Origin of the sequence: Pseudaeromonas aegiceratis (assembly GCF_046254905.1) — a bacterium.
GTDB lineage: Bacteria > Pseudomonadota > Gammaproteobacteria > Enterobacterales > Aeromonadaceae > Pseudaeromonas > Pseudaeromonas aegiceratis.
On sequence record NZ_CP158016.1, the window covers coordinates 2,084,709 to 2,107,802 of the forward strand.

Below are 23,094 nucleotides of genomic sequence, written 5' to 3' on the forward strand. Positions count from 1 at the left end.
GGGCCCTCAGGCCCCGGGCCGCAAGCCCAACCAGGCACGCAGCGCCTCATGGGGCGTAAACCGCTCGCCCACCTGTTGCGCCAATGCCGTCATCTGCGCCAGCACTGCCTCGGCCCCCAACTGCCCCATGGCCGCGAAGGGTCCGCCCAGGAAGGGCGGAAAACCTATGCCCATCACCGCCGCCAGATCCCCCTGCGCCGCGTCGGCCACCACCCCCTCGGCCAGGCACTGGGCCGCCTCCAGGTACAGGGGAAACAGACAGCGCCGCACCAGGGTGGGCTCATCCAAGGGCGCCGCCTTGGGCAAATTCAGCAAGGCGGGCAGGCGCTCATCGGTCTGGCGTTTTCCCCCACGGCCATCATAGCGATAGAACCCCAGGCCGCTCTTGCGGCCCTGGCGCCCCAGTCCTTGGAGCCGCGGCACCAGATCCGGCGGGCTCATCCGCTCGCCAAAGGCCTCGCTCAACACCGAAGCCACCTTGGCGCCCACGGCAAACCCCACCTCATCCAGCAGCGCCAGGGGGCCCACCGGAAAACCGAAGCGCCGCAGGCAGCCATCAATATGGGCCACCCCCTGCCCCTCCGCCAACAGGCGCAACGCCTCGTTCAGATAGGGGGTGAGGATGCGGTTGACGTAAAAGCCGGCACTGTCTTTCACCACCACAGGCGTCTTACCCTGGGCCAGCGCCAGGGCCAGCACGGTGGCCACCACCTGGGGATCCGTGCCGGCATGGGGGATCACCTCCACCAGCGGCATCTTCTCCACCGGGCTGAAATAGTGCAGCCCTATGATGCGCTCCGGATGGGCCGCCTTGGCGGCCAGCTGAGCAATGGGCAACGAGGAGGTATTGCTGGCAAAGATGAGCGGGGTGCCCAGTGCCTCCACCTCCGCCACCATCTGTTGCTTGAGGGCCAGATCTTCAAACACCGCCTCCACCACCAGCTGGCGCCGGGCAAAGCCGCGGTAATCCAGGCTGCCGCTGTAGCGGGCCAGCAGGCGGCGAACCTGCGGCTGGCTCAAGCGTCCCTGCCTGGCCTGGGCCAAGATGCGCTGCTTCCCATAGGCCATGGCCTGGGCCAGCCCCTCATGGCTCAACTCCTTGTAACGCACGTCCAGCCCCGCCTGCTGCACGCTGACGAGGCCAATCCCGCCCCCCATCAGCCCCCCCCCCAGCACGCCGATGGCCGCCACCGGCGACGGCGTCGCCTGCTGATATTCCGTCTTCTTGGCCTGCTGGCTGGCGTGAAACAGCCCCCGCAGAGCCCGGCTTTCGCCGCTCATCAGCAGTTGTCCAAACTGCAGGGCCTCCACCCTCAGTCCTTCGTCCATCCCCTGGGCGAGCCCCTGCTCCACCGCCTGCAAGATGGCCGACAGCGCCGGATAATGGCCCTGTCCCTGACGCTGGGCCTGACGACGGGCAAGGCTGAGCAAGAGGCCTCGCCAGGGCCAGCGCAGGCTCTGCCGCGCCAGCCAGCCGGGCTTGGGCGCCGCCTGGGTTAGCAAGGTGGCCGCCACATCGAGCAGGGCACTGGTCGGCACCACGGCCTCCACCAGCCCCATCTGCTTGGCCTGACGGGGCTTCAGGGTGCGCCCACTGAGCATCAGATCCAGCGCCGCCGGCAGCCCCACCCTGGCGGTCAGCCGCTGGGTGCCACCCGAGCCGGGCAACAGCCCCAGCTTGATCTCGGGAAGGCCTAAACGGGTCTTTTCATCCTCACTGCAGATCCGCCGGTCGCAGGCCAAGGCCAACTCCAGACCACCGCCCAGGCAGGGACCGTGGATCAGCGCCATGGTGGGACACGGCAAGGCCGCCAACCGCGCAAACAGCTGTTGCCCCTGGCGCGCCAACTCGCTGCCGGCCTCGGCGTCGGCGCAGGCGTCCAGCATCTTGATGTCGGCGCCGGCGATGAAGTTATCCGGCTTGCCGGAGCGGATCAGCAGACCTGTGGGTGACTGCTCGGCCAGCAGATCCAGCACAGTGGCGAACTCGGGCAGCAGCGCCATGTCCAGCACATTCATGCTGGCATTGGGATTGTCTATGGTCAGGATCTGCAGGCCGTTCGGGCCCTCACTTAAGGTCAATGCCTTGCTCATCATGCTCCCTCCCATACCATGGCAACCCCCAGCCCGCCGGCGGCGCAGGCGCTGGTGAGCGCCAGACCCCCGCCCCGCCGCTGCAGCTCCCGCAGGGTCTGGGTGATCATCCGGGCCCCGGTGGCGGCAAAGGGGTGCCCGTACGCGATGGAGCCGCCCAGCACATTGAACCGTGCTGGATCCACCGGCGGCAAGGGCGCCGCCAAACCCAGGGTCTGGGTGGCATAGGCCTCATCCGCCAGACACTGCAGGGTGCAGAGCACCTGGGCGGCGAAGGCCTCGTGCATGTCGATCAGGGTCAGCTCCTCCCAGCGGCACCCCGCCAGGGACAGGGCCTGGGGAATGGCCATGGCCGGAGCCAGCAGCAGATCCTGCTGCACTGGTTTGGCGGCAAAGGCCATGCTGCGCAGGTAGCCCAAGGGCGCCAGCCCCTGCTGCCTGGCCAGGCGCTCCGTCATCAGCAACAGGGCCGCCGCGCCGTCGGTGAGCGCCGAGGCGTTGCCCGGTGTGATGGTGCCCCCCAGCCGGGCAAAGGCCGGCTTGAGCCTTGCGTAATCCGCCAGGCTGGCATCGGCCCGAATGAGGTTATCCTGGGTCAGGGGCGGCCCCTCCCCCAGCAGATGACAGGGGGCCACCTCGTCGGCCAGGGCACCGGACGCCCAGGCCGCCGCCGCCTTCTGATGGGAGGCCAGGGCATAGTCGTCCTGGGCCGCGCGGCTGATGCCATAGCGCTGGGCCATCTGCTCGGCGCTTTGCCCCATGCTGAGGCCGGTGGCGTATTCGGCCACCGGTGGCGGCACCGGCTTGAAGTGGGCCGGGCGCAGCCGCTTGACCGCCTGCCAGCGCTGGCGCCAGCTGCGGGCCTTCTGCAGATCCAGCAAGGCCACGCTCAAGGGATCGCTCAAGCCGATGGGCAGCAAGGAGCTGGAGTCCGCGCCGCCAGCGATGCCAGCCTGGCACTGCCCCAGCCAGATCGCCTGGGCCACGTTGGCCACCGCCTGAAAGCTGGTGGCACAGGCGCGGCTGACGCTGTAGGCATCGGCGGTGGGCGGCAGGGGCGAGAGCAGGGCGATCTCCCGGGCTATGTTGGGGGCGGCGGGCATCTGGATCACCTGGCCGAACACCAGCAGATCCACCAGCGCGGGATCCAGATCGCTGCGCCGGATGAGCTCATTGACCAAGGCCGAGCCCAGGGCCAGGGCGGAACAGCCGCGATAGGCCGTCGCCTGCTTGGCAAAGGGGGTGCGCAGGCCCGCCACCACGGCGATGCGCTCCTTCTGTGCCATCAACGTCTGTTTCATGGTCAGACCTCCTACCGGCTAGCCGCTTATGCTAGGTGTAGCTCATATTCCTGTCAGGCAATACTAGGCACGCCTCACATTGTGCCCACCCACGCCCCCCCATCCGCGGGGAAACCCTGTAGACTGCCGCCATCAGCTAATAACTAAGATCTTGAAATGCCGAAACAAGCGATCGACGCGGTGCGCAGCTACATGCACCAGCAGGTACTGGGCCAACCGGAACTGGTGGAGGGGCTGATGATGGCCCTGCTGGCGGATGGCCACATCCTGGTGGAGGGGCCGCCGGGGCTCGCCAAGACCCGGGCGATCAAGAGCCTGGCCCGTTGCATCGAGGGCCGCTTCCATCGCATTCAGTTCACCCCGGATCTGCTGCCGGCGGATCTCACCGGCACCGATATCTATCGGCCCCAGGATGGCAGCTTTGTCTTTCAGCCCGGTCCGCTGTTTCACCATCTGTTGCTGGCGGACGAGATCAACCGCGCGCCGGCCAAGGTGCAGAGCGCACTGCTGGAGGCCATGGGCGAACACCAGATCACCATAGGGCGCAAGAGCTACCAACTGCCCGAGCTGTTCCTGGTGATGGCCACCCAGAACCCCATCGAACAGGAGGGGACCTATCCCCTGCCGGAGGCCCAGCTGGACCGCTTCATGCTGCACCTGCAGCTGGATTACCCGGATGCCGCCACCGAGCTGGCCATACTGCGCCTCAATCATGACGAGAGTCGCCAGGCCAAGGAGCCCGAGCCCCCCCGCCTCAGCCAGGTGGATCTGTTTGCCGCCCGCAAGCGGGTGCTGGAGATCACGCTCGCTCCGGCGGTGGAGAACTACCTGGTGGCCCTGGTGATGGCCACCCGCCGGCCGGCGGCCTACGACGCCGAGCTGGGACGCTGGCTGGCCTACGGCGCCAGCCCCCGCGCCACCATGGCCCTGGCCCGCTGTGCCCGGGTCCGCGCCTGGCTGGCGGGCCGGGAGTTTGTCACCCCGGATGACATCCAGCACTGCGCCTATCCGGTGCTGCGCCACCGCCTGTTGCTGAGCATGGAGGCGGAGGCCGATGGCATCGACACCAATCAGGTGATCGAGCGCCTGCTGCAGCGGGTCGTCGCCGCATGAGCGAAGACGGCATCCAGCTGAGCCTGGATCAGCTGCTGCAGTGCCACCGGCTGGGGGGCATACTGGCCGCCCGCTTCGGCGGTGGCCTGCGCCTGGGCCTGCACCGCTCCCGCGGCAAGGGCCGCGGCATGGAGTTTGCCGAGGTGCGGCCCTATCAGCAGGGGGACGATGTCCGCACCATCGACTGGCGGATCACCGCCCGCACCGGCCGCACCCATACCAAGCTGTTTCGCGAGGAGCGGGACAGGGCCGTCTACCTGCTGCTGGATCTCTCCCCCGAGATGTACTTCGGCTCCCGTGGCCAGCTCAAGGCCCGGCTGGCCTGCGAGCTGGCCGCCGCCCTGGCCTGGCAGGCCCAGAGCCACGGTGACAAGATCGGCGGCCTGCTGCTGGTGGATCAGTCGCGCATCCGCCTGGCGCCGGGGGGCAACCGCAAGGATGTGCTGATGCTGCTGGGCCAACTGCTGAATGCCTATCAGCGCGGCCTGGCCCGGCCACCACTGGCGACCCCGCTGGATCAGGGCCTCGCCCAGCTGAACCTCATCGTCCGCCCCGGCAGCCAGATCCAGGTGATCAGCGACTTCTATCGGCTGGCCAAGGAGGGCTGGCACTGGCTGCGCCGTCTACACCGCCAGCACGAGGTGCGCTGCTGGCAGGTGCGGGATCAGTTGGAGCTGCAACTGCAGGGACAGGGTCACCTGGCGGTGGACAACCTGCGCCAGCAAGGCATCATCAATGCCAACGATCCCCAGTTTGTTCGCCATTACCAGCAGGTGGGCCACTTTCGCCAGCAACAGCTTCGGCTACAGCTGCGCAGCAGTTGTCATCAGCTGTTTGAGCTGGATGCCAGTGCCCCCTTGTCCAGCCAGCTGCGGGGGTTGTGATGGGCTTTCCCCTGCAGCAACTTAGAGACATCCATGAGGCCCCCCTGCCCGCAGGGACCCTGCCTGGCGGCGAGCTCTGGCTCCTGCTGGCCAGCCTGGGACTCTGTGGTCTGCTACTGCTCTGGCTCGGCCTACGGCTCTACCGGCGCCGGGCCTGGTGGCAACACTATCTGTGCTGGCGGCGGTTGCGGCGCGACGAGCAGGCCAGCGCGCTCGCCATCAATCAGTTTCTCAAGTCGCTGCTGCTTTGCTATCAGCCCAGGGCGCAGATCGCCGGACTCAGCGCCCAGGCCTGGCTCAACCACCTGGACAGCCTGGGCCAGACGCGCTTCTGCCAGTTTGCCCCCCACTGGGAGAGCTGGTTGTACGGCGGTCAAGCCCTCAGCGCCGCCGAGCGTGACGCCCTGCTGAGCCAGTGTCATCACCTGCTGCTGGCCTTGCGGAGGCAGATCCCATGTTGATCCTCGCCTGGCCCTGGTTGTTGCTGTTGCTGCTGTTGCCCCTGCTGGTGCGTCGCAGCCTGCGGGCCGTGCCCGCCATGCAGGGGGATCCCCTGGTGATCCCCACCCTGCCCTATGTCAGTGAGCGGCCGGTCGCCGCCCAGCGCTGGCACCCCTGGCTCTTGCTGCTGGCCTGGGCGTGCCTGTGCCTGGCCCTGGCGCGCCCCCAGTGGCTGGGGGAACCCATCGCCCTGGAGCAGGCCCACCGAAATCTGATGCTGGCGGTGGATCTCTCCGACAGCATGCGCACCCAGGACATGGTGCTCAAGGGCGCGCCAGTGGATCGTCTGAGCGTGGTGAAGCAGCAGCTGACCCAGTTCGTCAACCGCCGCGAGGGGGATCGCATGGGGCTCATCCTGTTTGCCGACCATGCCTATGTGATGATGCCCCTGTCCGCCGATCACGCCACCCTGGCCCAATTCATCGATGAGCTGGACTTTGGTCTGGCAGGCCACCTCACCGCCATCGGCGAGGCCATCGGCCTCAGCCTCAAACGCCTGGAGCAACAGCAGACCCAGCAGAAGGTGCTGATCCTGCTGAGCGACGGCCGGGACACGGTGGAGACCTTGCCGCCCCTCACCGCCGCCACCCTGGCGGCCCAGGCGAAGATGCGCATCTACACCATAGGGCTGGGCGCCGAAGATCCGGCGGATCCCGACGGCAGCAACAGCGATCTCGACGAACAGACCCTGACCCGCATCGCCGCCGTCACCGGCGGCCAGTACTTTCGCGCCCGGGATCCCGACAGCCTGGCCCAGATCTACCGGGCCATCGACGAGCTGGAGCCCAGCGAGATCAGCGCCCGCTACTATCAGCCTCGTCAGGAGCTCTACCCCTGGCCCCTGGCGCTGGCCTTGGCCCTCAGCCTGCTAATGCTAGTGAGGCGCCTGCATGAGTGAGCTGGTGTTATTGCGCCCCTGGTGGCTGTTGGCCCTGCTGCCCCTGGCTCTGCTCTACTGGCAGCGCAAACGGCTGCTGGCCCGCCGCCAGGATCTGATCCGCCCCAGCCTGCTGGCCTACCTGAGCCCGGAGGCCGCCAGCCCGCGGCTGCGCCGCCGCCATCGCTGGCCCTGGTTGGCCGCCCTGCTGGCCCTGCTGGCCATGAGCGGCCCGGCCATCCAGAAGAATGACGCCCTGTATGAGCAGGAGCAGTCCTGGTACTGGCTGCTGGACGTCTCCCACTCCATGCTGGCGGACGATCTGTCCCCCTCCCGGCTGATCCGCTCCCGCTACAAGCTGCTGGATCTGCTGGAGCGGGCCCCCACCGCCAAGGTGGGTCTCATCGCCTTTGCCGGCGATGCCTTCGTCATCAGCCCGGTGACCGACGACCACGACACCCTGCGTCACATGCTGCGGGAACTGGAGCCCGGCGTCATGCCGCAAGCCGGCTCGGATCCGGTGGCCGCCGTGCGCCTGGGGCTGCACCAGCTCAGCCAGAGCCAGACCCTGCACGGGCGTCTGCTGCTGGTCACCGACAATCTGACCGCCGCCCAGCGCCAGGCCATCGGCCAGCTGATGGCCAATCAACCCTGGCCCCTGGATCTGCTGGTGGCGGGCACGCCGCCGGGGGCGGCCATCCCCTTGAGCGATGGCCGCCTGCTGCGGGACAGCCGGGGACAGCTGGTGATTGCCAAGACGGATTACATCCAGCTGCAGCAGCTGGCCGACCAGGTGGGGGGCAGCCTGTATCGTCTCGATGGCGAGGCGTCCCAGTGGGGACGGCTGCTGCGGCCGGACGCCGGCCGGCGCCAAGGCGCCCCCATGGGGCGTCAGCAGGTGGATCTGGGCTACTGGCTGCTGTTCCCCCTCCTCGGACTGGCCTTGATGTTCCGCCGCGGCCTGCTGTGGCTGACCCTGCTGACCCTGCTGGGCCCTGGGCTGCCCAAGCCGGCACAGGCCGACGACGGGATCGCCCTGTACCAGGCCCAGCGTTATGCCGCGGCGGCGCAACAGTTAGACGATCCCCTGTGGCGCGGAAATGCCTTTTACCGGGCGGGCAACTACCAGGCGGCATTGGGGGCCTATGGTCTGCTGGAGGGGGCCCAGGCACGCTACAACAGTGGCAATGCCCTGGTACAGCTGGGGCGCTATCAGGAGGCCTTGAACGCCTACGATGCGGCCCTGGCCCTGGACCCCAACCAGTTTGATGCCCGCTTCAATCGGGATCTGGTGGCCAACTGGCTGGCGAAACAGCCCAGCAACGACCGTCAGGCCCCCCAACCCGACGAGGACCCCCAGGCCCAGGACGATCCCCTCAAACTGGTGGCCGAAGCCCCGGGTAACCTGATGAAGAACCGCCTGCGCCTGCAGGCGGCCAAGCGCCCCAGTCGGCTGCAGGAGGAACCCTGGTGATCCGTTGGCGACTCCTGCTACTGCTGATGCTAAGCCTGCCGCTGCAGGCCGCTCCCCGCCTGACCCTCTCCCCCGGCCCCTACCGACAGGAGCAGAGCCTGCAGCTGACGGTGACCGCCGACGGCCAACTGCCGGCCGAAGCCCTGGATATCAAGCCGCTGTTTGCCAGCTTCGTCATCGGCCAGTTGCGCTGGCAACAGGATGCGCAGCGGCAGACCACGCAGTGGCTCATTCCCCTGATCCCGCGCCTCAGTGGCACCGTGAGCCTGCCGGCCCTGCAGGTGGCCAACAGCATGACGGTGGCGCGCAGGCTGCAGGTCGCGCCGCCTCAGGCCGCCACCGGCTTGGCGGGGCAAGCCGCCCGGCTGCAGGGACAACTGGATCGGGACCAGGCCCTGGTGGGGCAGCCCCTCATCTATGAGGCCAGGATCTGGATGCATCCCGGGGTGCAGATGGCCAGCCTGACGGCACCCAGCCTGGAAGGCGCCAACATCTCGCTGCTGGGGGAGGATGAGCAAACCAGCCAACTGCTCAAGGGTCAGCGAATACTGGGCCTGCTGCGCCGTTATCTGGTGGTGCCCGAGGTACCGGGCCAGACCCGGCTATACGGTGCCCAGGCCCAGGGGGAGGAGTTGGAGGACGCCAAGGGGCTGCAGCTGCGCCATCGCCCCCTGCTCTTGCAGGCGCCGGATCTGGATCTGCAGGTGACGGCCCTGCCGGCCGGCGCCCCGGAGCTGGTGGCCAACCAGGTACGCCTCACCCAACGCTGGGAACCCGCCCAAGGTCCCTATCGTCAGGGCGAGCCCATCATTCGCGTCTTGACCCTGGCGCTGGAGCAGGCCGACCCTCGGCGGCTGCCCACCCTCGCTCTGCCGCAACAAGCCGGGCTGCGCAGCTACGATGACGGCCAGCAGACCCATGTCACCCTGCAGGCCAACCAGTTGCAGATAAAGCAGACCCTGCGCCAGGCCCTGATCCCGGTCACCGGCGGTGAACTCACCCTGCCCGCCATCGACATTCCCTGGTGGGACGCGCAACATCAGCGGCTGGAGACCACCAGCCTGCCGGCCCAGTCGTTCAATGTTCTGGTGAGCCCGGCACAAGTCAGTCCTCAACCGGCCCGGACTGCCACCACCCATTCACTCGGCTGGTTGCTTGGCCTGCTTCCCCCCCTGCTGGGCCTCTGGTTCTGGCTGCGGTACCAGCGCCGTCCCTGGCCGCGTTGGCTGGCCCTGCCCTGGCACAGCCTGGGGCTGATCCTGGTCGGCCAGCGATCAGATGCACGGCGCCAACACGCCCAATTGCTGATCTGGGCCCGCTGGCGCTGGCCGGCTACGCCGCCGACCTGCATCGAGGCGCTGCCCTGTTACCCGGCCCTGTCCGCCCAGCTGGATCCGCTGCTGGCCGCCTGCTTTGCCGCACCGCAGGGGCAACACCCCTGGCCCGCCGGGCTGACCTGGCGGTTGCTGACCTGGCATGAGCCAGCCAGCGAGCAACACGCCGGCTTCAATCCGGGCGCCCTGGACTAAATAGAATCCCTTGGCTCCCAAACAAGTACCGCCTTCACATTTTTACCCTTACAGGGCTTGATCGGTCGTTTTTTGCGCGCTGGTCTGATTTCCCAGTGGCAGGGGCCCCCGTACAATCGCGCCTCCTGTTAATGATTATCAAGTTGTGAACCATTGATGCAAAACACCAAGCTTGCGACTGTTGCCCTGGCCGTTTCGGTCAGCCTGCTGACCGGTGGCGCCCAGGCCGCTGCGTTCAACCTTAACGAGCACTCAGCCTCTGGCTTGGGTCGTGCCTTTGCCGGCGAGGCGGCCATCGCGGACAATGCTGCCGTGCTGGCCCGCAATCCCGCCGCCATGACCCGCTTCGACCGTGCCGAATTCAGTGCCGCCGCCACCTATGTGTCCCCCAACGTGGACATGCAAGGCAACGGGGATGCCCTGGGCGGTCTGGTATCGTCCAGCAGCCTGGACGCCAATAATGTGGCGCCATCGGCCGTGATACCGGCGTTCTACTATATCCAGCCGATCAACGAACGCTGGGCAGTGGGGCTAGGCGTGTTCTCCAACTTCGGTCTCTCCACCAAATATGATGAGAACTATGCCGCCGGCGCCCTGGGTGGCAAGACGGAGCTGACCACCTACAACATCAATCCCAACGTGGCCTACAGGCTCAACGAGCAGTGGAGCCTGGGGGCCGGGATCAGCGCCATTCATGCCGATGCCAGCCTGATCCGGCGTGCCGGCGCCCTCTCCTACCTCAACTCGGCCCTGTCCAGCGACACCGCCATCGTCGATCTGGAAGGGGACACCTGGGCCTGGAACTGGAACGTCGGCGTCCTGTACGAATACAACGAGGCCAACCGCTTCGGGCTGAGCTATCGCTCCGGTTCTACCTTGAAGCTCAAGGGGGAATATTCGGGTAGCACCACCGGCTTTGCCAAGGTGCCCGGCAAGCTGGATCTGGAGCTGCCGGCCATCGCCGAATTCTCCGGTTATCATCTGGTGAACCCCCAGTGGGCCCTGCATTATTCCGTGCAATGGACCGATTGGAGCGTGCTCAAGGAGCTGCGTGCCACCAGTGATCAGTGCTCCGGCGACTGCTTCCAGAAGGATCTGGAGTTTCACGACAGCTGGCGTTATGCCATCGGTACCAGCTGGTATGTGGCGCCCCAGTGGACCCTGCGGGCCGGTCTGGCCCTGGATCGTCAGGCGGCCTACAACATCATCAGCATCCCGGATACCGAGCGCCTCTGGTACAGCCTGGGCGCCACCTATCAGATTAACGACGATCTGAGCGTCGATCTGGGGGTGGCCTACCTGCAAGGTGACGACGCCACCATAGACGAGAGCCTCACCACAGGGGTGGACGTCAGTTACGCCTCACAGGCCGATGCCTGGCTCTCCGCCCTGCAGCTGAACTACCGCTTCTAAGCCCTTCTGACCACCGGGTTTTTCGTCCCGGTGGTCCTGTTTTTCAGATTTGTGACCCCCGCAGATTATTAGGTCAGGCGCAGTTGCAGCCCTGCGCCGCCACTGCTACTTTGCCTGCTCAGTCCCTCGGATCTGCCGTCATGGGGATCGGTTTGCGCAGTGGTCGTCTATGTACTCTTTTGTTGCCCGTCAGCCCATTCTCAATCGTCAGCAACAGCCCGTTGCCTATGAACTCCTGTTCCGGCAGGGACTGGAAAATGTCTTTCCCGACATCAGCCCGGAGCAGGCCACCAACAAGCTGATCGCCGAGCAGTTCCTGGCCCAACCCATTGAGCACCTGATCGGCGACTACCCCTGCTTCATCAACTTCCCCGAGAGTCTGTTGCTACAGGGGTTGGCTGACAGCCTGCCCACCGAGAAGGTGGTGGTGGAAATCCTGGAAACCGCCATCCCGGATGCCCCCTTGCTGAGCAAGGTGAAGGAGATGAAGCAGAAGGGCTACCGCATCGCCCTGGATGACTTCACCCTGGATCCGCTCTGGCAACCTTTCCTGCCTTATATCGATATCATCAAGTTTGACTGGCGCACCAGCACCCAGGAAGACATCCGCCAGTTTATCGAGAGTCACAGCCATCTGAAGCTGCAATACCTGGCGGAGAAGGTGGAGGATAGGGCAGAGTTCGAGGCGGCCATGGCCATGGGCTGTCACTTCTTCCAGGGTTATTTCTTCAGCCGTCCCGAGGTGGTCCAGCAGAAGACCCTCAACGCCAGTCAGCTGACCCTGATGCGCCTGCTCAGAGAGGTAAATAAAGAAGAGTCGGACTTTGATCGGATCGAGTCGCTGCTCAGCAGCGATGTCAGCCTCTCCTACAAGCTGCTGCGTTACGTCAACAACATGCGCTACGGCGCCGGCAAACCCATCACCTCCTTCCGCCAGGCGGCCGTGTTCCTTGGCAACCGGGAGTTACGCCGTTTCGTCTCCCTGGTGACCACCACCAGCGTCGGCGAGGATAAGAGTCCCGAGCTGTACCACATGTGCCTGGTGCGCGCCCGTTTTTGCGAGTTGCTCTCCTTGCAGCGGCCCCAGTGGACCAATCCCTCCGAGGCCTTCTTATGCGGCCTGTTCTCCCTGCTGGAGACCCTGCTGGAACAGAGTTTCGAGCATCTGTTGCAGGATGTCCCCGTTTCCGAAGCCATAGTCCAGGCCCTGGTGCACAACCGGGGCGAGCTGGCCTTCTATCTGGCGTTTATTCGGGATTACGAAGCCGCCAACTGGCCAAGGATCGCCAAGCGGGCGGAAAAGATGGGGCTGAACGAGGCGGAGGTGGCGCGCCTCTATCTAGAGGCGAACCAGTGGGCCAACCTGCTCAGTCAGCCGGAGAAATAGCCGCAGGATAGGCCTGGCCGGCCAGGAAGTGCTTGCGGCACAAGGAGACGTACCGATCCGCATCGCCGATCTCCACCTGGGCGCCCTCCCGCACCACCTGGCCCCCTTCCCCCACCCGGGCGTTCATGTGGGCCTTGTTGCCACACCAGCAGATGCTCTTTAGCTCCTCCACCTTGTCCGCCAGGCACATCAGGTGATACGCCCCTTCAAACAGCTCGCCACGAAAATCCGTCTTGAGCCCATAGGCGATCACCGGGATACGCAGTTCATCGACGATCTGCGCCAACTGGTAGACCTGGGCGCGGGTCAGGAACTGGGCCTCATCCACGATAAACACATCGGGCTGCGGCTGCCGTTCCGCCAACAGCGCGAACAAGTCGGTCTGTTCCCCAAAGACCGCCACCTTGAGCTCCAGCCCCACCCGGGCGGTGATCACCCCCACGCCAAAGCGATCATCGATGGCCGGCGTCATGGCCAGCGGGCGCATGCCCCGCTCCAGATAGTTGAAATGTGCCTGGATCAGCTGGGTGGACTTGCCGGAATTCATGGCGGCAAATTTATAGTGCAGGGAAGCCATGTTGCTCCTTGTGGATGACGGGAGGCCCGCATGATGTCAAAAAAAAGGGCGCCCGTCAGCCGAGGGCGCCCCGATTGCCACCGCCTGGCTTAGGCCGGTTGCAACACGGACCGGCGGCCCCACCACAGCAGGCAGGGCAACAAGGCCAGCCCTGCCACCGCCAACCCCAGCAGAGTAGAACCGCTGAAGCCCAAGGCCAGGTAGCCCAGTATGGTGGCCAGGGCGATGAGCAGCGCATAGGGCAGCTGGGTCACCACATGGTCTATGTGGTGGCAGCCGGCACCGGTGGAGGAGAGTATGGTGGTGTCCGAGATGGGGGAGCAGTGATCGCCAAACACGGAACCGGCCAACACGGCGGAGAGCATGGGCAACAGCAGGCTGGGCTCACTGGCCATGGCCAGATCCCCCGCCAGGGGCAACATGATGCCGAAGGTGCCCCAGCTGGTGCCGGTGGAGAAGGCCATGATCCCCGCCAGCACAAACAGCATGGCGGGCAACAGGGCGACCGGCAGGCCGGACTGGGTGAGTGAGGCCAGGTACTTGCCGGTTTCCATATCGCGGATCACGGCGCCGATGGCCCAGGCCAGGACCAGGATGCGGATCGCCGGCCACATGGCCAGCAGCCCCTGCTTCAGGGCCAGGCCCCAATGCGCCAGGGGCAGGCGCAGCCGCAAGGCCAGGCCACAGGCCACCAACAGGGCGCTGGTGCCCCCCTTCATCAGGGAGAGACCCACATCGGTATTCTCCAAGGCCTTGAGCAAGGCGAAGGCTTGCCCATCCGCCGCCAACTTGCTGGCGCCACTGTGGATCATGAAAAATACGGTGGCCAACACTAGCGTGATGATGGGCCAGGCCAGATCCTTCACCTCTCCCCGCTCGGACTCCGGCAGCTCGGCTGAGGCGCCAGGCGGGGTCCCGCGCGAAGCGTCAAACAATTCCCCCTGGGCGGCGGCCGCTTCGTGCCGCGCCATGGTCCCCAGGTTCAGATCCCGCAGCACCACCACGGCCACCATCACCAGGGTGAAGACCGCGTACAGGTTCATGGGGACCATGGCCACAAAGGTCGCCAGGGGGCTATGGCCGGTCAGGCCATGGGCGGCCAGGATGCCGCCGATCAGGGCTATGATATAGGCTCCCCAGGAGGAGACCGGCATCAAGACGCACACGGGCGCGGCGGTGGAGTCCAGCAGATAGGCCAGCTTGGCCCGGGAGATGGCGTGGCGATCCGTCACCGGACGGCAGATGGTGCCCACCGCCAGGCTGTGGAAATAGTCGTCGATGAAAAACAAGAAGACCAGCAGCCCCGTCATCATCTTGGCCTGACGCCGGGTGCGGATGCGCCGCTCGGCCCACAAGGCGAAGGCACGTGTGCCGCCCGAAACCGCCATCAGGCTAATCAAACAGCCCAGCAGCAGCAGGAAACCTATGATATTCAGGTTCCAACTGTTCCAGTCGCCGTCACTCCAGACAATATCGGTAAACTTGCCGGCCAGGTATTGCGCCGTGGCCACAGGGCCGCCGAGATTCAGCAGCAAGGCACCGGCCAGGATCCCCACTCCCAGAGAAAGCAGGACGCGTCGGGTCGTAATGGCCAAGATAACCGCCAGCAAGGGAGGCAGCAGGGAAAGAACCGAATCGGAATATTGGGCTAAAGCCATGATCTCGTATCACCTATATCCAGGCGGAGATCTACAGAAGAGGGATGCAAAAGCAGCCTGCCAAGCAGGTGATATACAGGACCCTTTCGGTAGCGCTCCATAGTGTTCAACTATGACAGTGCCGCTCCTATTCGAAACGGCACCAGCAGGCGATGATGATGCATACACCCACTTCGGCGTCGACTCCTTTCCCGGGACCTCACAGGAATCACCCTCTGAACCGGTACTTTTAGGCAACGCGCCTCTACTAAAGGTAAATCGCAGCGATTCTATCTATGAACAGCGAGATGTCAAGTCAATCATACTGACAAAATAGAGTCTCATATGACACGATGATTTGAATTAACCTAAAATAATTTTAACGATTTAATATTTATATATTTTATTCGGGACAGAACCTTGACTAATTAATATATTGTTTATAAATTTCGCTTAAAGCTCCCACCTGCAAACAACATTAATGAGAGTGTTTGTCATGTCTGATTTTTTGAAAGTAATAATGAACATTCGTAGCCTGCGCGCTGCGGCCCGTGAAGTATCGCTGGAACAACTCGAAGAAGGGTTGGAAAAGCTCGCCGCCATCGTGGAAGAACGTCGCGAAGAAGAGGCCAGCAACCGCGAGGCCCAAGAAGAACGCAAGCGCAAAATTACCCAATACATGGACATGCTGCGCGCCGACGGCATTGATCCAACCGAACTCAAAGAGCTGATGGGTGACATTGAAAAGCCGGCCGGCAAGCGTGCGCCCCGTCCGCCCAAATATCGCTATACCGACGAAGGCGGCCAAGAAAAAACCTGGACCGGCCAAGGCCGTCAGCCGGTTACCATTCGCAAGCACATCGAAGCCGGCGGTGTCCTGGAAGATTTTCTGATCGAAAAGAATTAATTTCTTTTATACACAGGAGGCCGCGGTTGCGGCCTTATTTTTTATAGCCTGATCGCCATGGCAAGATCGTTTATGCTCCGCCACATGGCCACCTCCGGATGGCGTCGAGACAGCCTGATGCTGGCCGGTGCACTGCTGCTCCTCACCCTGCTGCAACTGATCCACAGCCAGTGGCTGGACTTGGCCTACCTGCGCCAAGCGATATTGCAAGGTGCCTGGTGGCGACTGTTCACCGGCGGACTGGTACACAGCAACGACCTGCATCTGCTGATGAACCTGTTGGGCCTGCTGCTGCTAAGCTGGATTTACCGCCCCTACTGTAACATTCCCCGCCAACTGGCCTGCCTGCTGCTGCTGGTTCCACTCATCGATCTGGCCATCTTGTGGCTGGATCCCAGTCTCCAGCGCTATGTCGGACTATCGGGCGCCTTGCATGGCCTGTTCTGCTACGGCGCCTTGCTAAGCCTGCGCGCCGGTGACCGGCAACAGATCTGGTGGTTGCTGGGGCTGCTCGTCAAATTGCTGTGGGATCATTGGCATCGGGATGGCCTGACGGCCGAGCTGATTGGTGTGCCCGTCTATGATGGCGCCCATTGGCTGGGCGCCCTGTTTGGTCTGCTGCTGGCCGGCGGCCAGTGGCTCAGGAGAGGCTCAAGCTCCCATTGATTGCCTGCAAGGTGGTCACGGGATCCGCCGCTTGGGTGATGGGGCGGCCGATCACCAGATAGTCGGCGCCAGCGGCCACCGCCTGTGCCGGGGTCAGAACCCGGCGCTGATCCCCTTGCTCGCTGCCAGCGGGACGGATACCCGGCGTCACCAGCAGGAAATCTTGCCCCAGCCGGGCCTTGAGCAAGCTGGCCTCCTGGGCCGAGCACACCACCCCATCCAGGCCGGCCGCCTGGGTCAGGCTGGCCAGCCGCACGACCTGCTCCTGCGGGGCAAGATCGAGCCCTATCTGGGCCAGATCCCCTTGTTCCATGCTGGTCAGCACCGTGACGGCAATCAGCTTGGGCGCCCGCTCACCATAGGGAGCCAAGGCCGCTTTAGCGGCTTCCATCATCCGCAGGCCACCGCTGGCATGCACATTGACCATCCACACCCCCAGCTCGGCGCTGGCCGCCACCGCCTTGGCTACCGTATTGGGGATATCGTGGAACTTGAGATCCAAAAACACCTCAAACCCTTGGGCCACCAGCTGCCGCACAAACTGCGGGCCAAACAGGGTGAACATCTCCTTGCCCACCTTCAAACGACAAAGGCTGGGATCGACCTTTGCCACAAATGCCAGGGCTGCGGCCTCATCCGCATAATCCAACGCCACAATCACCTTGGGATCTGTCATAACTGCTCCTGTTATTACTCCCCATCCAGACCGCGGATGGGCTTGATGGTGCCCCACCCCTTACAGGAGGGACATTGCCAAAAAATCACACGTGAAGAAAAACCGCAGCGTCGGCAACGGTAGAGGGGTTTAACGTTGATCTGCTCCTGCACCAGGGAGGCCAGCAAACCAAGACTCTCTCTGGCCTCCTGGCTGCGTGCCTCGGCCAGCTGATAACGGATAAGCCGATGAAAGCCCTTCATGGTGGGATGCCGCTTCAGCTCATCCAGCACCAATTGCTCGGCCGCGCCGCGCCCCAGCAGTTTTTCCTGTTCATCCGCCAACGCTAGCAACACGCTGGCGGCATGGGTCTGCTGCAGCCACTGCTGCAACAAGACATCCAAGGCTGTCTCTTCTTGTTCCTCCAGGCACTCCAACAGCAAGGGCAGGGCTTCGGGGGCAAAATCCGGATCCAGCTCCGGCAGAGGTTGCAGCGCCTCCATGGCCAGCTCGCTGTGGTGCTGCTGCAGATAGGCCCGCGCCAGCATGAGGCGGGCACGAATGCAGCGCTCATCGGTCTGCAAGGCGCGCTTGAGCTTATAGATGGCCTTCTTGTGCTCCTGAGTCTTGAGCAACTGTTCGGCCTGTTCACAATAAAAATGAGCGATGGAGGGGATCACCTTATCCCCCAGCTTACGCTTGCTGCGTTCGGCCACTGCGATGGCCTTGTCCCACTCTCGCATCTGCTGGTAGATATCGATGAGCAAGTTGGCCGCTGGCTCTTCATGTTCCGAATCTTTAACCAGCTCCGGCAGAATGCTTTCGGCCCGATCCAAGAGGCCGGCGGCAATAAAATCCCGCGCCAACTCTAACATGGCGAGATTGCGCTGTTCATAGGTGAGATGGGGACGTGCCGCCAGGTTCTGGTGAATGCGTATGGCGCGCTCCACCTCGCCCCGTTGACGAAAAAGATTACCAAGGGCGAGGTGGGTCTCGAGGGTTTCCTCATCCACCTGCAGCATCTCGATAAACAGATCCACGGCCTTGTCGGGTTGCTCGGAGAGCAAAAAGTTAATCCCGGCAACATAGTTCCGGGACAATCTATGGCCTTGACTTTCTTTGTCCAGCCTGGCGCTGCGCTGGCCCATATACCAGCCATAGGCCACGGCGACCGGCAACAACAGGAACAGCAGTTCCAGCATCTGACGTTTATTCCTTGCCTAGCTGGCCTCTGAGTTTATTGAGTTCATTGGCCTGGCGCTGCAATTGTTTCTGCAGCTTTTGCTGGCGAAATTGCTGACGGAAATAACCCCATGACCACACCAGACTGGCCAGGGCAAAACCACCCAAGAACACCAAGGCGAGCAGGGTAGAAAGATAAAATTCACCACGGGCGATCAGGAAGTTGACGCGGATGAGCTGATTATTTTCCGCTCCCAGTGTCAGGGCGACGGCACACACCACCACCAGGCATAAAAAGATAACGAGATTTCGCATGAAGACTTCCTCAGATAAACGTAATAACACGGTGCGGTGTTAGCCGCTGTTTATCAAGCAAGGTTCACACGCTCTCTGAGCTCCTTGCCGGGCTTGAAGTGCGGCACGGACTTACCCTGCAATTCCACCTTTTCTCCCGTCTTGGGATTACGGCCGACTCGCGGAGCGCGATAGTGCAGGGAGAAACTGCCAAACCCACGGATCTCGATGCGTTCACCAACCTGCAGCGTGGTCGCCATTTGTTCGAGAATTTCCCGAATGGCAGACTCCACCTCTTTCGCGGACAGGTGCAATTGCTTGCTAGCAAGGCGCTCAATCAAATCGGATTTGGTCATAGCAGGGCTCCTGTAAGAGTCGGGGCTAACAATGTATTAAAAAAGGGCGGTCAAGACCGCCCTTTTTTGTGCCAGAGGGGAAATTATTCGCCCTTGGCAGCCTTGAACGCTTCGGCCATGGCGTTGGTGAAGCCAACGTCATCTTGCTGTTGGTTCAGGGTATCGATCGCAGCCTTCTCGTCAGCTTCGTCCTTAGCACGGACAGACAGGCTAACGGTGCGGTTCTTGCGATCCACGCCCATGAACTTGGCTTCAACGTCGTCGCCTACAGACAGAACCAGAGAGGCATCTTCCACGCGGTCGCGGGAAACGTCGGAGGCACGGATGTAACCTTCTACGCCTTCTTCCAGTTCGATAGTGGCGCCCTTGGCATCAACGGCGGTTACCTTACCGGTAACGATAGCACCTTTCTTGTTATCAGACAGGTACTTATTGAAGGGATCTTCTTCGATCTGCTTCACGCCCAGGGAGATGCGCTCACGCTCCGGATCCACTTGCAGGACAACGGCTTCGATTTCGTCACCCTTCTTGAATTCGCGAACGGCGTCTTCGCCGGAAGCGTTCCAAGAGATGTCAGACAGGTGAACCAGACCGTCGATACCACCGTCCAGGCCGATGAAGATACCAAAGTCGGTGATGGACTTGATCTTACCTGCAACGCGGTCGCCCTTGGCATGGCTTTCAGCAAACTGCTGCCACGGGTTGGCCTTGCACTGCTTCAGACCCAGGGAGATACGACGACGTTCTTCGTCGATATCCAGCACCATGACATCAACCAGATCGCCCACGTTAACAACCTTGGACGGGTGGATGTTCTTGTTGGTCCAGTCCATTTCGGACACGTGAACCAGGCCTTCTACGCCTTCTTCGATTTCAACGAAGCAGCCGTAATCGGTCAGGTTAGTCACGCGGCCAGACAGACGGGCGCCTTCCGGATAACGCTTGGCGATAGCCACCCACGGATCTTCGCCCAGTTGCTTCAGGCCCAGAGAGACACGGGTACGTTCACGGTCGAACTTCAGCACCTTGACGTTGATTTCGTCGCCCACGTTCACGATCTCGGAAGGATGCTTAACGCGCTTCCAAGCCATGTCGGTGATGTGCAGCAGGCCGTCAACGCCGCCCAGGTCAACGAAGGCACCGTAGTCGGTCAGGTTCTTAACGATACCCTTGACTTCCATACCTTCTTGCAGGTTGGCCAGCAGGCTGTCGCGCTCGGTGGTGTTCTCGGTTTCGATCACGGCACGGCGAGAAACCACAACGTTGTTGCGCTTCTGGTCCAGCTTGATGACCTTGAACTCCAGCTCTTTGCCTTCCAGGTGGGTGGTGTCACGCACCGGACGCACGTCAACCAGAGAACCGGGCAGGAAGGCGCGGATGTTGTTCACTTCTACGGTGAAACCACCCTTGACCTTGCCGTTGATCAGACCGGTAACGGTAGCCTGTTCTTCGTAGGCCTTCTCCAGTTGCAGCCAGGCTTCGTGGCGCTTGGCCTTTTCGCGGGACAGCTGAGTCTCGCCGAAACCATCCTCAACGGAGTCCAGAGCCACGTCAACATAGTCACCTACGTTGATTTCCAGCTCGCCTTGGGCATTCTTGAACTGTTCAGCCGGGATGGCGGATTCAGACTTCAGACCGGCGTCAACCAGAACGATACCGTTCTCGATGGCAACAACCAGGCCCTTAACGATGGCGCCCGGACGGGTTTCGAGTTGTTTCAGAGACTCTTCAAAGAGCTGAGCAAAAGATTCAGTCATGTTAGATAAGGTTTTAAGTTATAACATCCACATGGCAATCCGGCCGATGCGGGGTTGTGTCCATGAGTCTTCCCCATCCTTAGGAAAGACGCCGAACCGGACTAACGCCCGGCGCGAAGTGTCATTTCAGCGTAAGACAAAATCCGCTCAACCACCTCATCGATGCTCATCTGGGTGGAGTCCACCACCAGGGCATCGTCGGCGGGCTTGAGCGGCGCGACGGGGCGATTCCGATCCCGGTCATCCCGTTCTTTTATCTCGGCTAAAAGGTGCCCAAAGTTAACATCAAAGCCCTTGGCCTGCAACTGTTTGCAGCGCCGGTTGGCTCGCTCTTCCGCGCTGGCGTCCAGGAAGATTTTGACCTGAGCATCGGGGAACACCACGGTTCCCATATCCCGGCCATCGGCGATCAGGCCAGGTGTGTTACGAAAGGCCCGCTGACGCCGCAGCAGGGCCTCACGGACCCGAGGATAGGCCGCCACCTTGCTGGCCGCGTTGCCGGTCTGCTCGGTTCTCAGCTGGTCGGAGACCACCTCCCCTTCCAGCACCACTCTGACCCCCTCGGGGGTCGGCGAGAACTGCACATCCAGGTGAGACGCCAGGGCCATCAGGGCCTCTTCATTACCCAAGTCCACCTCGTGGTGCAAGGCCGCCAGTGCCAGCACCCGGTAGATGGCGCCCGAGTCCAGCAGATGCCAGCCAAACTGTTGCGCCAGCCGCTGACACACTGTGCCCTTACCGGCCCCGCTGGGCCCGTCAATGGTGATGACAGGTGCCAAATCCGCCATGGCATCCCCCTTCAAATTCGATGGCTAAACATGAGATTTCTCCTGGCAGGAGAAAAGCGGCCGGCAGTATACCCCATGGCGCCCAACGGGGCACGATGATTGGCGGTAAAGACCGGCAAATGGAATCAACTATTGCCACAAACGGATAAATACGGTGACAATCCCTCATTACTCTCGGCGCACGCTGACGCCATTAGCAATTGAAGTCTTCAGAGGTTTTTCATGAGCAGTGTTACCCTCGTCGCCCAATCCAAGCTTCCCACCCCCTGGGGCATCTTTTCCCTGGTGGGCTTTGAAGAGACTGCCACCGGCAAGGATCACGCCGCCTTAGTCATGGGGGATGTCACCACTGATGAGCCGGTATTGGCCCGTATCCACTCCGAATGCCTGACCGGGGATGCCCTGTTTAGCCTGCGCTGCGACTGTGGCTTCCAGCTGCAGGCCGCATTGGAGCGCATCGCCAAACAAAAGCGCGGCGTCTTGCTGTATGTCCGCCAGGAAGGGCGCGGCATTGGTTTGCTCAACAAGATCCGCGCCTATCACCTGCAGGATCAGGGCGCCGACACAGTGGATGCCAACGTGGCCCTGGGCTTTGCCGCCGATCTGCGGGACTACACCATCTGTGCCGACATGCTAAAGACCCTGGGGGTCAATCGGGTGGATCTGATGACCAATAACCCGCGCAAGATCAAATCGTTGCAGAAGCTCGACATCCAGGTGCATGCCCGGGTGCCCCTGCAGGAGGGGCGCAATCCTTACAACAACTTCTATCTCAACACCAAGGCCGGCAAGCTGGGGCACATGCTGGAGCAGGATGATAAACAGGCCTGATCTGCCCGCTTAGAGCCTGCGCCGCGGTGGCTTGTTCGGCCAGGCGGCTCACCATGAGCAAGATAGCAACAAGGCGAGGTCTCCCTCGCCTTGTCTGTTTTCACCGCTCGTTCTCAGTGGTGCAGTATCTGGCTCAAGAACAGCTTGCTGCGCTCGGACTGGGGATTGTTGAAGAACTCCTCCGGGGTGTTCTCCTCCACTATCTGGCCGCGGTCCATGAAGATGACCCGATCGGCCACCTGCTTGGCGAAGCCCATCTCGTGAGTCACACACAGCATGGTGATCCCCTCGCCCGCCAGCTCCACCATCACATCCAGCACCTCACGCACCATCTCGGGATCCAGTGCCGAGGTCGGCTCGTCGAACAGCATCACCTGAGGATTCATGCACAGGCTGCGGGCGATGGCCACCCGCTGCTGCTGACCACCGGAGAGCTGCCCCGGGTACTTGTGGGCTTGATCCGGGATGCGCACCCGCTCCAGGTACTTCATGGCCAGGGCTTCGGCCTCCTTGCGGGGCGTCTTCTTCACCCAGATGGGGGCCAGGCAGCAGTTCTCCAGCACCGTCAGGTGCGGAAATAGATTGAAGTGCTGGAACACCATGCCCACCTCCCGGCGCACATGCTCTATGTTGCGCAGATCACCGGTGAGCTTGGTACCCATCACATTGATGTCGCCGGCCTGGTGCTCTTCCAGCCGGTTGATGCAGCGGATCATGGTGGACTTGCCAGAGCCGGAGGGACCGCAGATGACGATCTTCTCGCCGCGGCGCACCTGCAGGTTTACCTCCTTGAGCACATGGAACTCGCCATACCATTTGTTGACGTCTTTGAGCTCTACCACGATGTCATTCTTTTGCGTGTTCATGGCGC

Annotated in this window: 22 protein-coding genes and 1 riboswitch; of the genes, 11 read left to right on the forward strand and 11 right to left on the reverse strand. The window is 62.7% G+C overall.

The window, feature by feature from the left end:
• Nucleotides 1-6: 6 nt before the first annotated feature.
• Nucleotides 7-2,094, reverse strand: a complete 2,088-nt coding sequence (locus ABHF91_RS09840) for a 3-hydroxyacyl-CoA dehydrogenase NAD-binding domain-containing protein (protein ID WP_409420121.1) — start codon at nt 2,092-2,094, stop codon at nt 7-9.
• Complete coding sequence (gene fadI / locus ABHF91_RS09845; RefSeq protein ID WP_409420122.1) at nt 2,094-3,395, reverse strand: acetyl-CoA C-acyltransferase FadI; 1,302 nt, start codon at nt 3,393-3,395, stop codon at nt 2,094-2,096. The genes ABHF91_RS09840 and fadI overlap by 1 nt, the downstream gene beginning before the upstream one ends.
• A 156-nt stretch (nt 3,396-3,551) precedes the next feature.
• Between fadI and ABHF91_RS09850 the strand changes: the two genes are divergently transcribed.
• The 8 genes from ABHF91_RS09850 (at nt 3,552) to ABHF91_RS09885 (ending at nt 12,573) form a co-directional block, all read left to right on the forward strand.
• On the forward strand, nt 3,552-4,508 hold the full coding sequence (locus ABHF91_RS09850; RefSeq protein ID WP_409420123.1) for an AAA family ATPase: 957 nt from the start codon (nt 3,552-3,554) through the stop codon (nt 4,506-4,508).
• Nucleotides 4,505-5,392: a DUF58 domain-containing protein gene (locus tag ABHF91_RS09855; protein WP_409420124.1), complete on the forward strand. Its 888-nt coding sequence runs from the start codon at nt 4,505-4,507 to the stop codon at nt 5,390-5,392. The genes ABHF91_RS09850 and ABHF91_RS09855 overlap by 4 nt, the downstream gene beginning before the upstream one ends.
• The gene (locus ABHF91_RS09860; RefSeq protein ID WP_409420125.1) at nt 5,392-5,853 is read left to right on the forward strand and encodes a DUF4381 domain-containing protein; all 462 of its coding nucleotides are present in this window, start codon (nt 5,392-5,394) and stop codon (nt 5,851-5,853) included. Before ABHF91_RS09855 ends, ABHF91_RS09860 begins: the two co-directional genes overlap by 1 nt.
• Nucleotides 5,847-6,791: a VWA domain-containing protein gene (locus ABHF91_RS09865; protein WP_409420126.1), complete on the forward strand. Its 945-nt coding sequence runs from the start codon at nt 5,847-5,849 to the stop codon at nt 6,789-6,791. Before ABHF91_RS09860 ends, ABHF91_RS09865 begins: the two co-directional genes overlap by 7 nt.
• Nucleotides 6,784-8,244, forward strand: coding sequence for a VWA domain-containing protein (locus tag ABHF91_RS09870; RefSeq protein ID WP_409420127.1), 1,461 nt, complete (start codon nt 6,784-6,786; stop codon nt 8,242-8,244). The genes ABHF91_RS09865 and ABHF91_RS09870 overlap by 8 nt, the downstream gene beginning before the upstream one ends.
• Nucleotides 8,241-9,773, forward strand: coding sequence for a hypothetical protein (locus ABHF91_RS09875; protein WP_409420128.1), 1,533 nt, complete (start codon nt 8,241-8,243; stop codon nt 9,771-9,773). Before ABHF91_RS09870 ends, ABHF91_RS09875 begins: the two co-directional genes overlap by 4 nt.
• A gap of 156 nt (nt 9,774-9,929) precedes the next feature.
• Nucleotides 9,930-11,186 carry an outer membrane protein transport protein gene (locus ABHF91_RS09880; protein WP_409420129.1) on the forward strand — a complete coding sequence of 419 codons (1,257 nt, stop codon included), beginning with the start codon at nt 9,930-9,932 and terminating at the stop codon, nt 11,184-11,186.
• A gap of 169 nt (nt 11,187-11,355) precedes the next feature.
• The gene (locus tag ABHF91_RS09885; RefSeq protein ID WP_409420130.1) at nt 11,356-12,573 is read left to right on the forward strand and encodes an EAL and HDOD domain-containing protein; all 1,218 of its coding nucleotides are present in this window, start codon (nt 11,356-11,358) and stop codon (nt 12,571-12,573) included.
• Here the strand turns inward: ABHF91_RS09885 and ABHF91_RS09890 are convergent.
• Nucleotides 12,554-13,150 carry a thymidine kinase gene (locus ABHF91_RS09890; protein WP_409420131.1) on the reverse strand — a complete coding sequence of 199 codons (597 nt, stop codon included), beginning with the start codon at nt 13,148-13,150 and terminating at the stop codon, nt 12,554-12,556. The two genes, ABHF91_RS09885 and ABHF91_RS09890, sit on opposite strands and share 20 nt — an antisense overlap.
• An 89-nt stretch (nt 13,151-13,239) precedes the next feature.
• Complete coding sequence (locus ABHF91_RS09895; RefSeq protein ID WP_409420132.1) at nt 13,240-14,808, reverse strand: Na+/H+ antiporter NhaC family protein; 1,569 nt, start codon at nt 14,806-14,808, stop codon at nt 13,240-13,242.
• Between the two features lie 82 nt (nt 14,809-14,890).
• Nucleotides 14,891-15,063: riboswitch (Lysine riboswitch) on the reverse strand.
• A gap of 220 nt (nt 15,064-15,283) precedes the next feature.
• Here ABHF91_RS09895 and ABHF91_RS09900 point away from each other — a divergent pair.
• The gene (locus ABHF91_RS09900; RefSeq protein WP_409420133.1) at nt 15,284-15,694 is read left to right on the forward strand and encodes an H-NS family nucleoid-associated regulatory protein; all 411 of its coding nucleotides are present in this window, start codon (nt 15,284-15,286) and stop codon (nt 15,692-15,694) included.
• A gap of 72 nt (nt 15,695-15,766) precedes the next feature.
• Nucleotides 15,767-16,360 carry a rhombosortase gene (rrtA, locus tag ABHF91_RS09905; protein ID WP_409420134.1) on the forward strand — a complete coding sequence of 198 codons (594 nt, stop codon included), beginning with the start codon at nt 15,767-15,769 and terminating at the stop codon, nt 16,358-16,360.
• On the opposite strand, the gene pyrF is transcribed toward rrtA, so the two are convergent.
• From pyrF to cmk, 6 genes are all read right to left on the reverse strand, one after another.
• Complete coding sequence (pyrF, locus tag ABHF91_RS09910) at nt 16,335-17,036, reverse strand: orotidine-5'-phosphate decarboxylase (protein ID WP_409420135.1); 702 nt, start codon at nt 17,034-17,036, stop codon at nt 16,335-16,337. The genes rrtA and pyrF overlap by 26 nt on opposite strands.
• A gap of 14 nt (nt 17,037-17,050) precedes the next feature.
• Complete coding sequence (gene lapB, locus ABHF91_RS09915; protein ID WP_409420136.1) at nt 17,051-18,217, reverse strand: lipopolysaccharide assembly protein LapB; 1,167 nt, start codon at nt 18,215-18,217, stop codon at nt 17,051-17,053.
• Between the two features lie 7 nt (nt 18,218-18,224).
• Entirely contained in the window at nt 18,225-18,512 is a 288-nt protein-coding gene (locus tag ABHF91_RS09920) for a lipopolysaccharide assembly protein LapA domain-containing protein (RefSeq protein ID WP_409420137.1), read from the reverse strand.
• 53 nt (nt 18,513-18,565) lie between these two features.
• Nucleotides 18,566-18,847: an integration host factor subunit beta gene (ihfB, locus tag ABHF91_RS09925; RefSeq protein WP_409420138.1), complete on the reverse strand. Its 282-nt coding sequence runs from the start codon at nt 18,845-18,847 to the stop codon at nt 18,566-18,568.
• Nucleotides 18,848-18,930: 83 nt separating this feature from the next.
• Nucleotides 18,931-20,604, reverse strand: a complete 1,674-nt coding sequence (gene rpsA / locus ABHF91_RS09930; RefSeq protein ID WP_409420139.1) for a 30S ribosomal protein S1 — start codon at nt 20,602-20,604, stop codon at nt 18,931-18,933.
• Nucleotides 20,605-20,705: 101 nt separating this feature from the next.
• Nucleotides 20,706-21,392 carry a (d)CMP kinase gene (gene cmk, locus ABHF91_RS09935; RefSeq protein WP_409420140.1) on the reverse strand — a complete coding sequence of 229 codons (687 nt, stop codon included), beginning with the start codon at nt 21,390-21,392 and terminating at the stop codon, nt 20,706-20,708.
• A 222-nt stretch (nt 21,393-21,614) separates the two neighbouring features.
• Here cmk and ribA point away from each other — a divergent pair, with 222 nt between their 5' ends.
• Entirely contained in the window at nt 21,615-22,223 is a 609-nt protein-coding gene (gene ribA / locus ABHF91_RS09940) for a GTP cyclohydrolase II (RefSeq protein ID WP_409420141.1), read from the forward strand.
• Nucleotides 22,224-22,336: 113 nt separating this feature from the next.
• Here the strand turns inward: ribA and ABHF91_RS09945 are convergent, their stop codons facing one another.
• Nucleotides 22,337-23,089: an amino acid ABC transporter ATP-binding protein gene (locus ABHF91_RS09945; RefSeq protein WP_409420142.1), complete on the reverse strand. Its 753-nt coding sequence runs from the start codon at nt 23,087-23,089 to the stop codon at nt 22,337-22,339.
• Nucleotides 23,090-23,094: the final 5 nt, after the last annotated feature.

Bases quoted from the DNA above. Each gene is read 5' to 3' on its own strand.
- ABHF91_RS09885 (WP_409420130.1), top strand. From the start codon at position 11,356: ATGTACTCTTTTGTTGCCCGTCAGCCCATTCTCAATCGTCAGCAACAG.
- ABHF91_RS09840 (WP_409420121.1), bottom strand. From the start codon at position 2,094: ATGAGCAAGGCATTGACCTTAAGTGAGGGCCCGAACGGCCTGCAGATC.
- ABHF91_RS09890 (WP_409420131.1), bottom strand. From the start codon at position 13,150: ATGGCTTCCCTGCACTATAAATTTGCCGCCATGAATTCCGGCAAGTCC.
- ABHF91_RS09865 (WP_409420126.1), top strand. From the start codon at position 5,847: ATGTTGATCCTCGCCTGGCCCTGGTTGTTGCTGTTGCTGCTGTTGCCC.
- ABHF91_RS09855 (WP_409420124.1), top strand. From the start codon at position 4,505: ATGAGCGAAGACGGCATCCAGCTGAGCCTGGATCAGCTGCTGCAGTGC.
- fadI (WP_409420122.1), bottom strand. From the start codon at position 3,395: ATGAAACAGACGTTGATGGCACAGAAGGAGCGCATCGCCGTGGTGGCG.
- ABHF91_RS09880 (WP_409420129.1), top strand. From the start codon at position 9,930: ATGCAAAACACCAAGCTTGCGACTGTTGCCCTGGCCGTTTCGGTCAGC.
- ABHF91_RS09850 (WP_409420123.1), top strand. From the start codon at position 3,552: ATGCCGAAACAAGCGATCGACGCGGTGCGCAGCTACATGCACCAGCAG.
- ABHF91_RS09895 (WP_409420132.1), bottom strand. From the start codon at position 14,808: ATGGCTTTAGCCCAATATTCCGATTCGGTTCTTTCCCTGCTGCCTCCC.
- ABHF91_RS09860 (WP_409420125.1), top strand. From the start codon at position 5,392: ATGGGCTTTCCCCTGCAGCAACTTAGAGACATCCATGAGGCCCCCCTG.
- pyrF (WP_409420135.1), bottom strand. From the start codon at position 17,036: ATGACAGATCCCAAGGTGATTGTGGCGTTGGATTATGCGGATGAGGCC.
- rpsA (WP_409420139.1), bottom strand. From the start codon at position 20,604: ATGACTGAATCTTTTGCTCAGCTCTTTGAAGAGTCTCTGAAACAACTC.
- lapB (WP_409420136.1), bottom strand. From the start codon at position 18,217: ATGCTGGAACTGCTGTTCCTGTTGTTGCCGGTCGCCGTGGCCTATGGC.
- ribA (WP_409420141.1), top strand. From the start codon at position 21,615: ATGAGCAGTGTTACCCTCGTCGCCCAATCCAAGCTTCCCACCCCCTGG.
- cmk (WP_409420140.1), bottom strand. From the start codon at position 21,392: ATGGCGGATTTGGCACCTGTCATCACCATTGACGGGCCCAGCGGGGCC.
- rrtA (WP_409420134.1), top strand. From the start codon at position 15,767: ATGCTCCGCCACATGGCCACCTCCGGATGGCGTCGAGACAGCCTGATG.
- ABHF91_RS09900 (WP_409420133.1), top strand. From the start codon at position 15,284: ATGTCTGATTTTTTGAAAGTAATAATGAACATTCGTAGCCTGCGCGCT.
- ABHF91_RS09870 (WP_409420127.1), top strand. From the start codon at position 6,784: ATGAGTGAGCTGGTGTTATTGCGCCCCTGGTGGCTGTTGGCCCTGCTG.
- ABHF91_RS09945 (WP_409420142.1), bottom strand. From the start codon at position 23,089: ATGAACACGCAAAAGAATGACATCGTGGTAGAGCTCAAAGACGTCAAC.
- ihfB (WP_409420138.1), bottom strand. From the start codon at position 18,847: ATGACCAAATCCGATTTGATTGAGCGCCTTGCTAGCAAGCAATTGCAC.
- ABHF91_RS09920 (WP_409420137.1), bottom strand. From the start codon at position 18,512: ATGCGAAATCTCGTTATCTTTTTATGCCTGGTGGTGGTGTGTGCCGTC.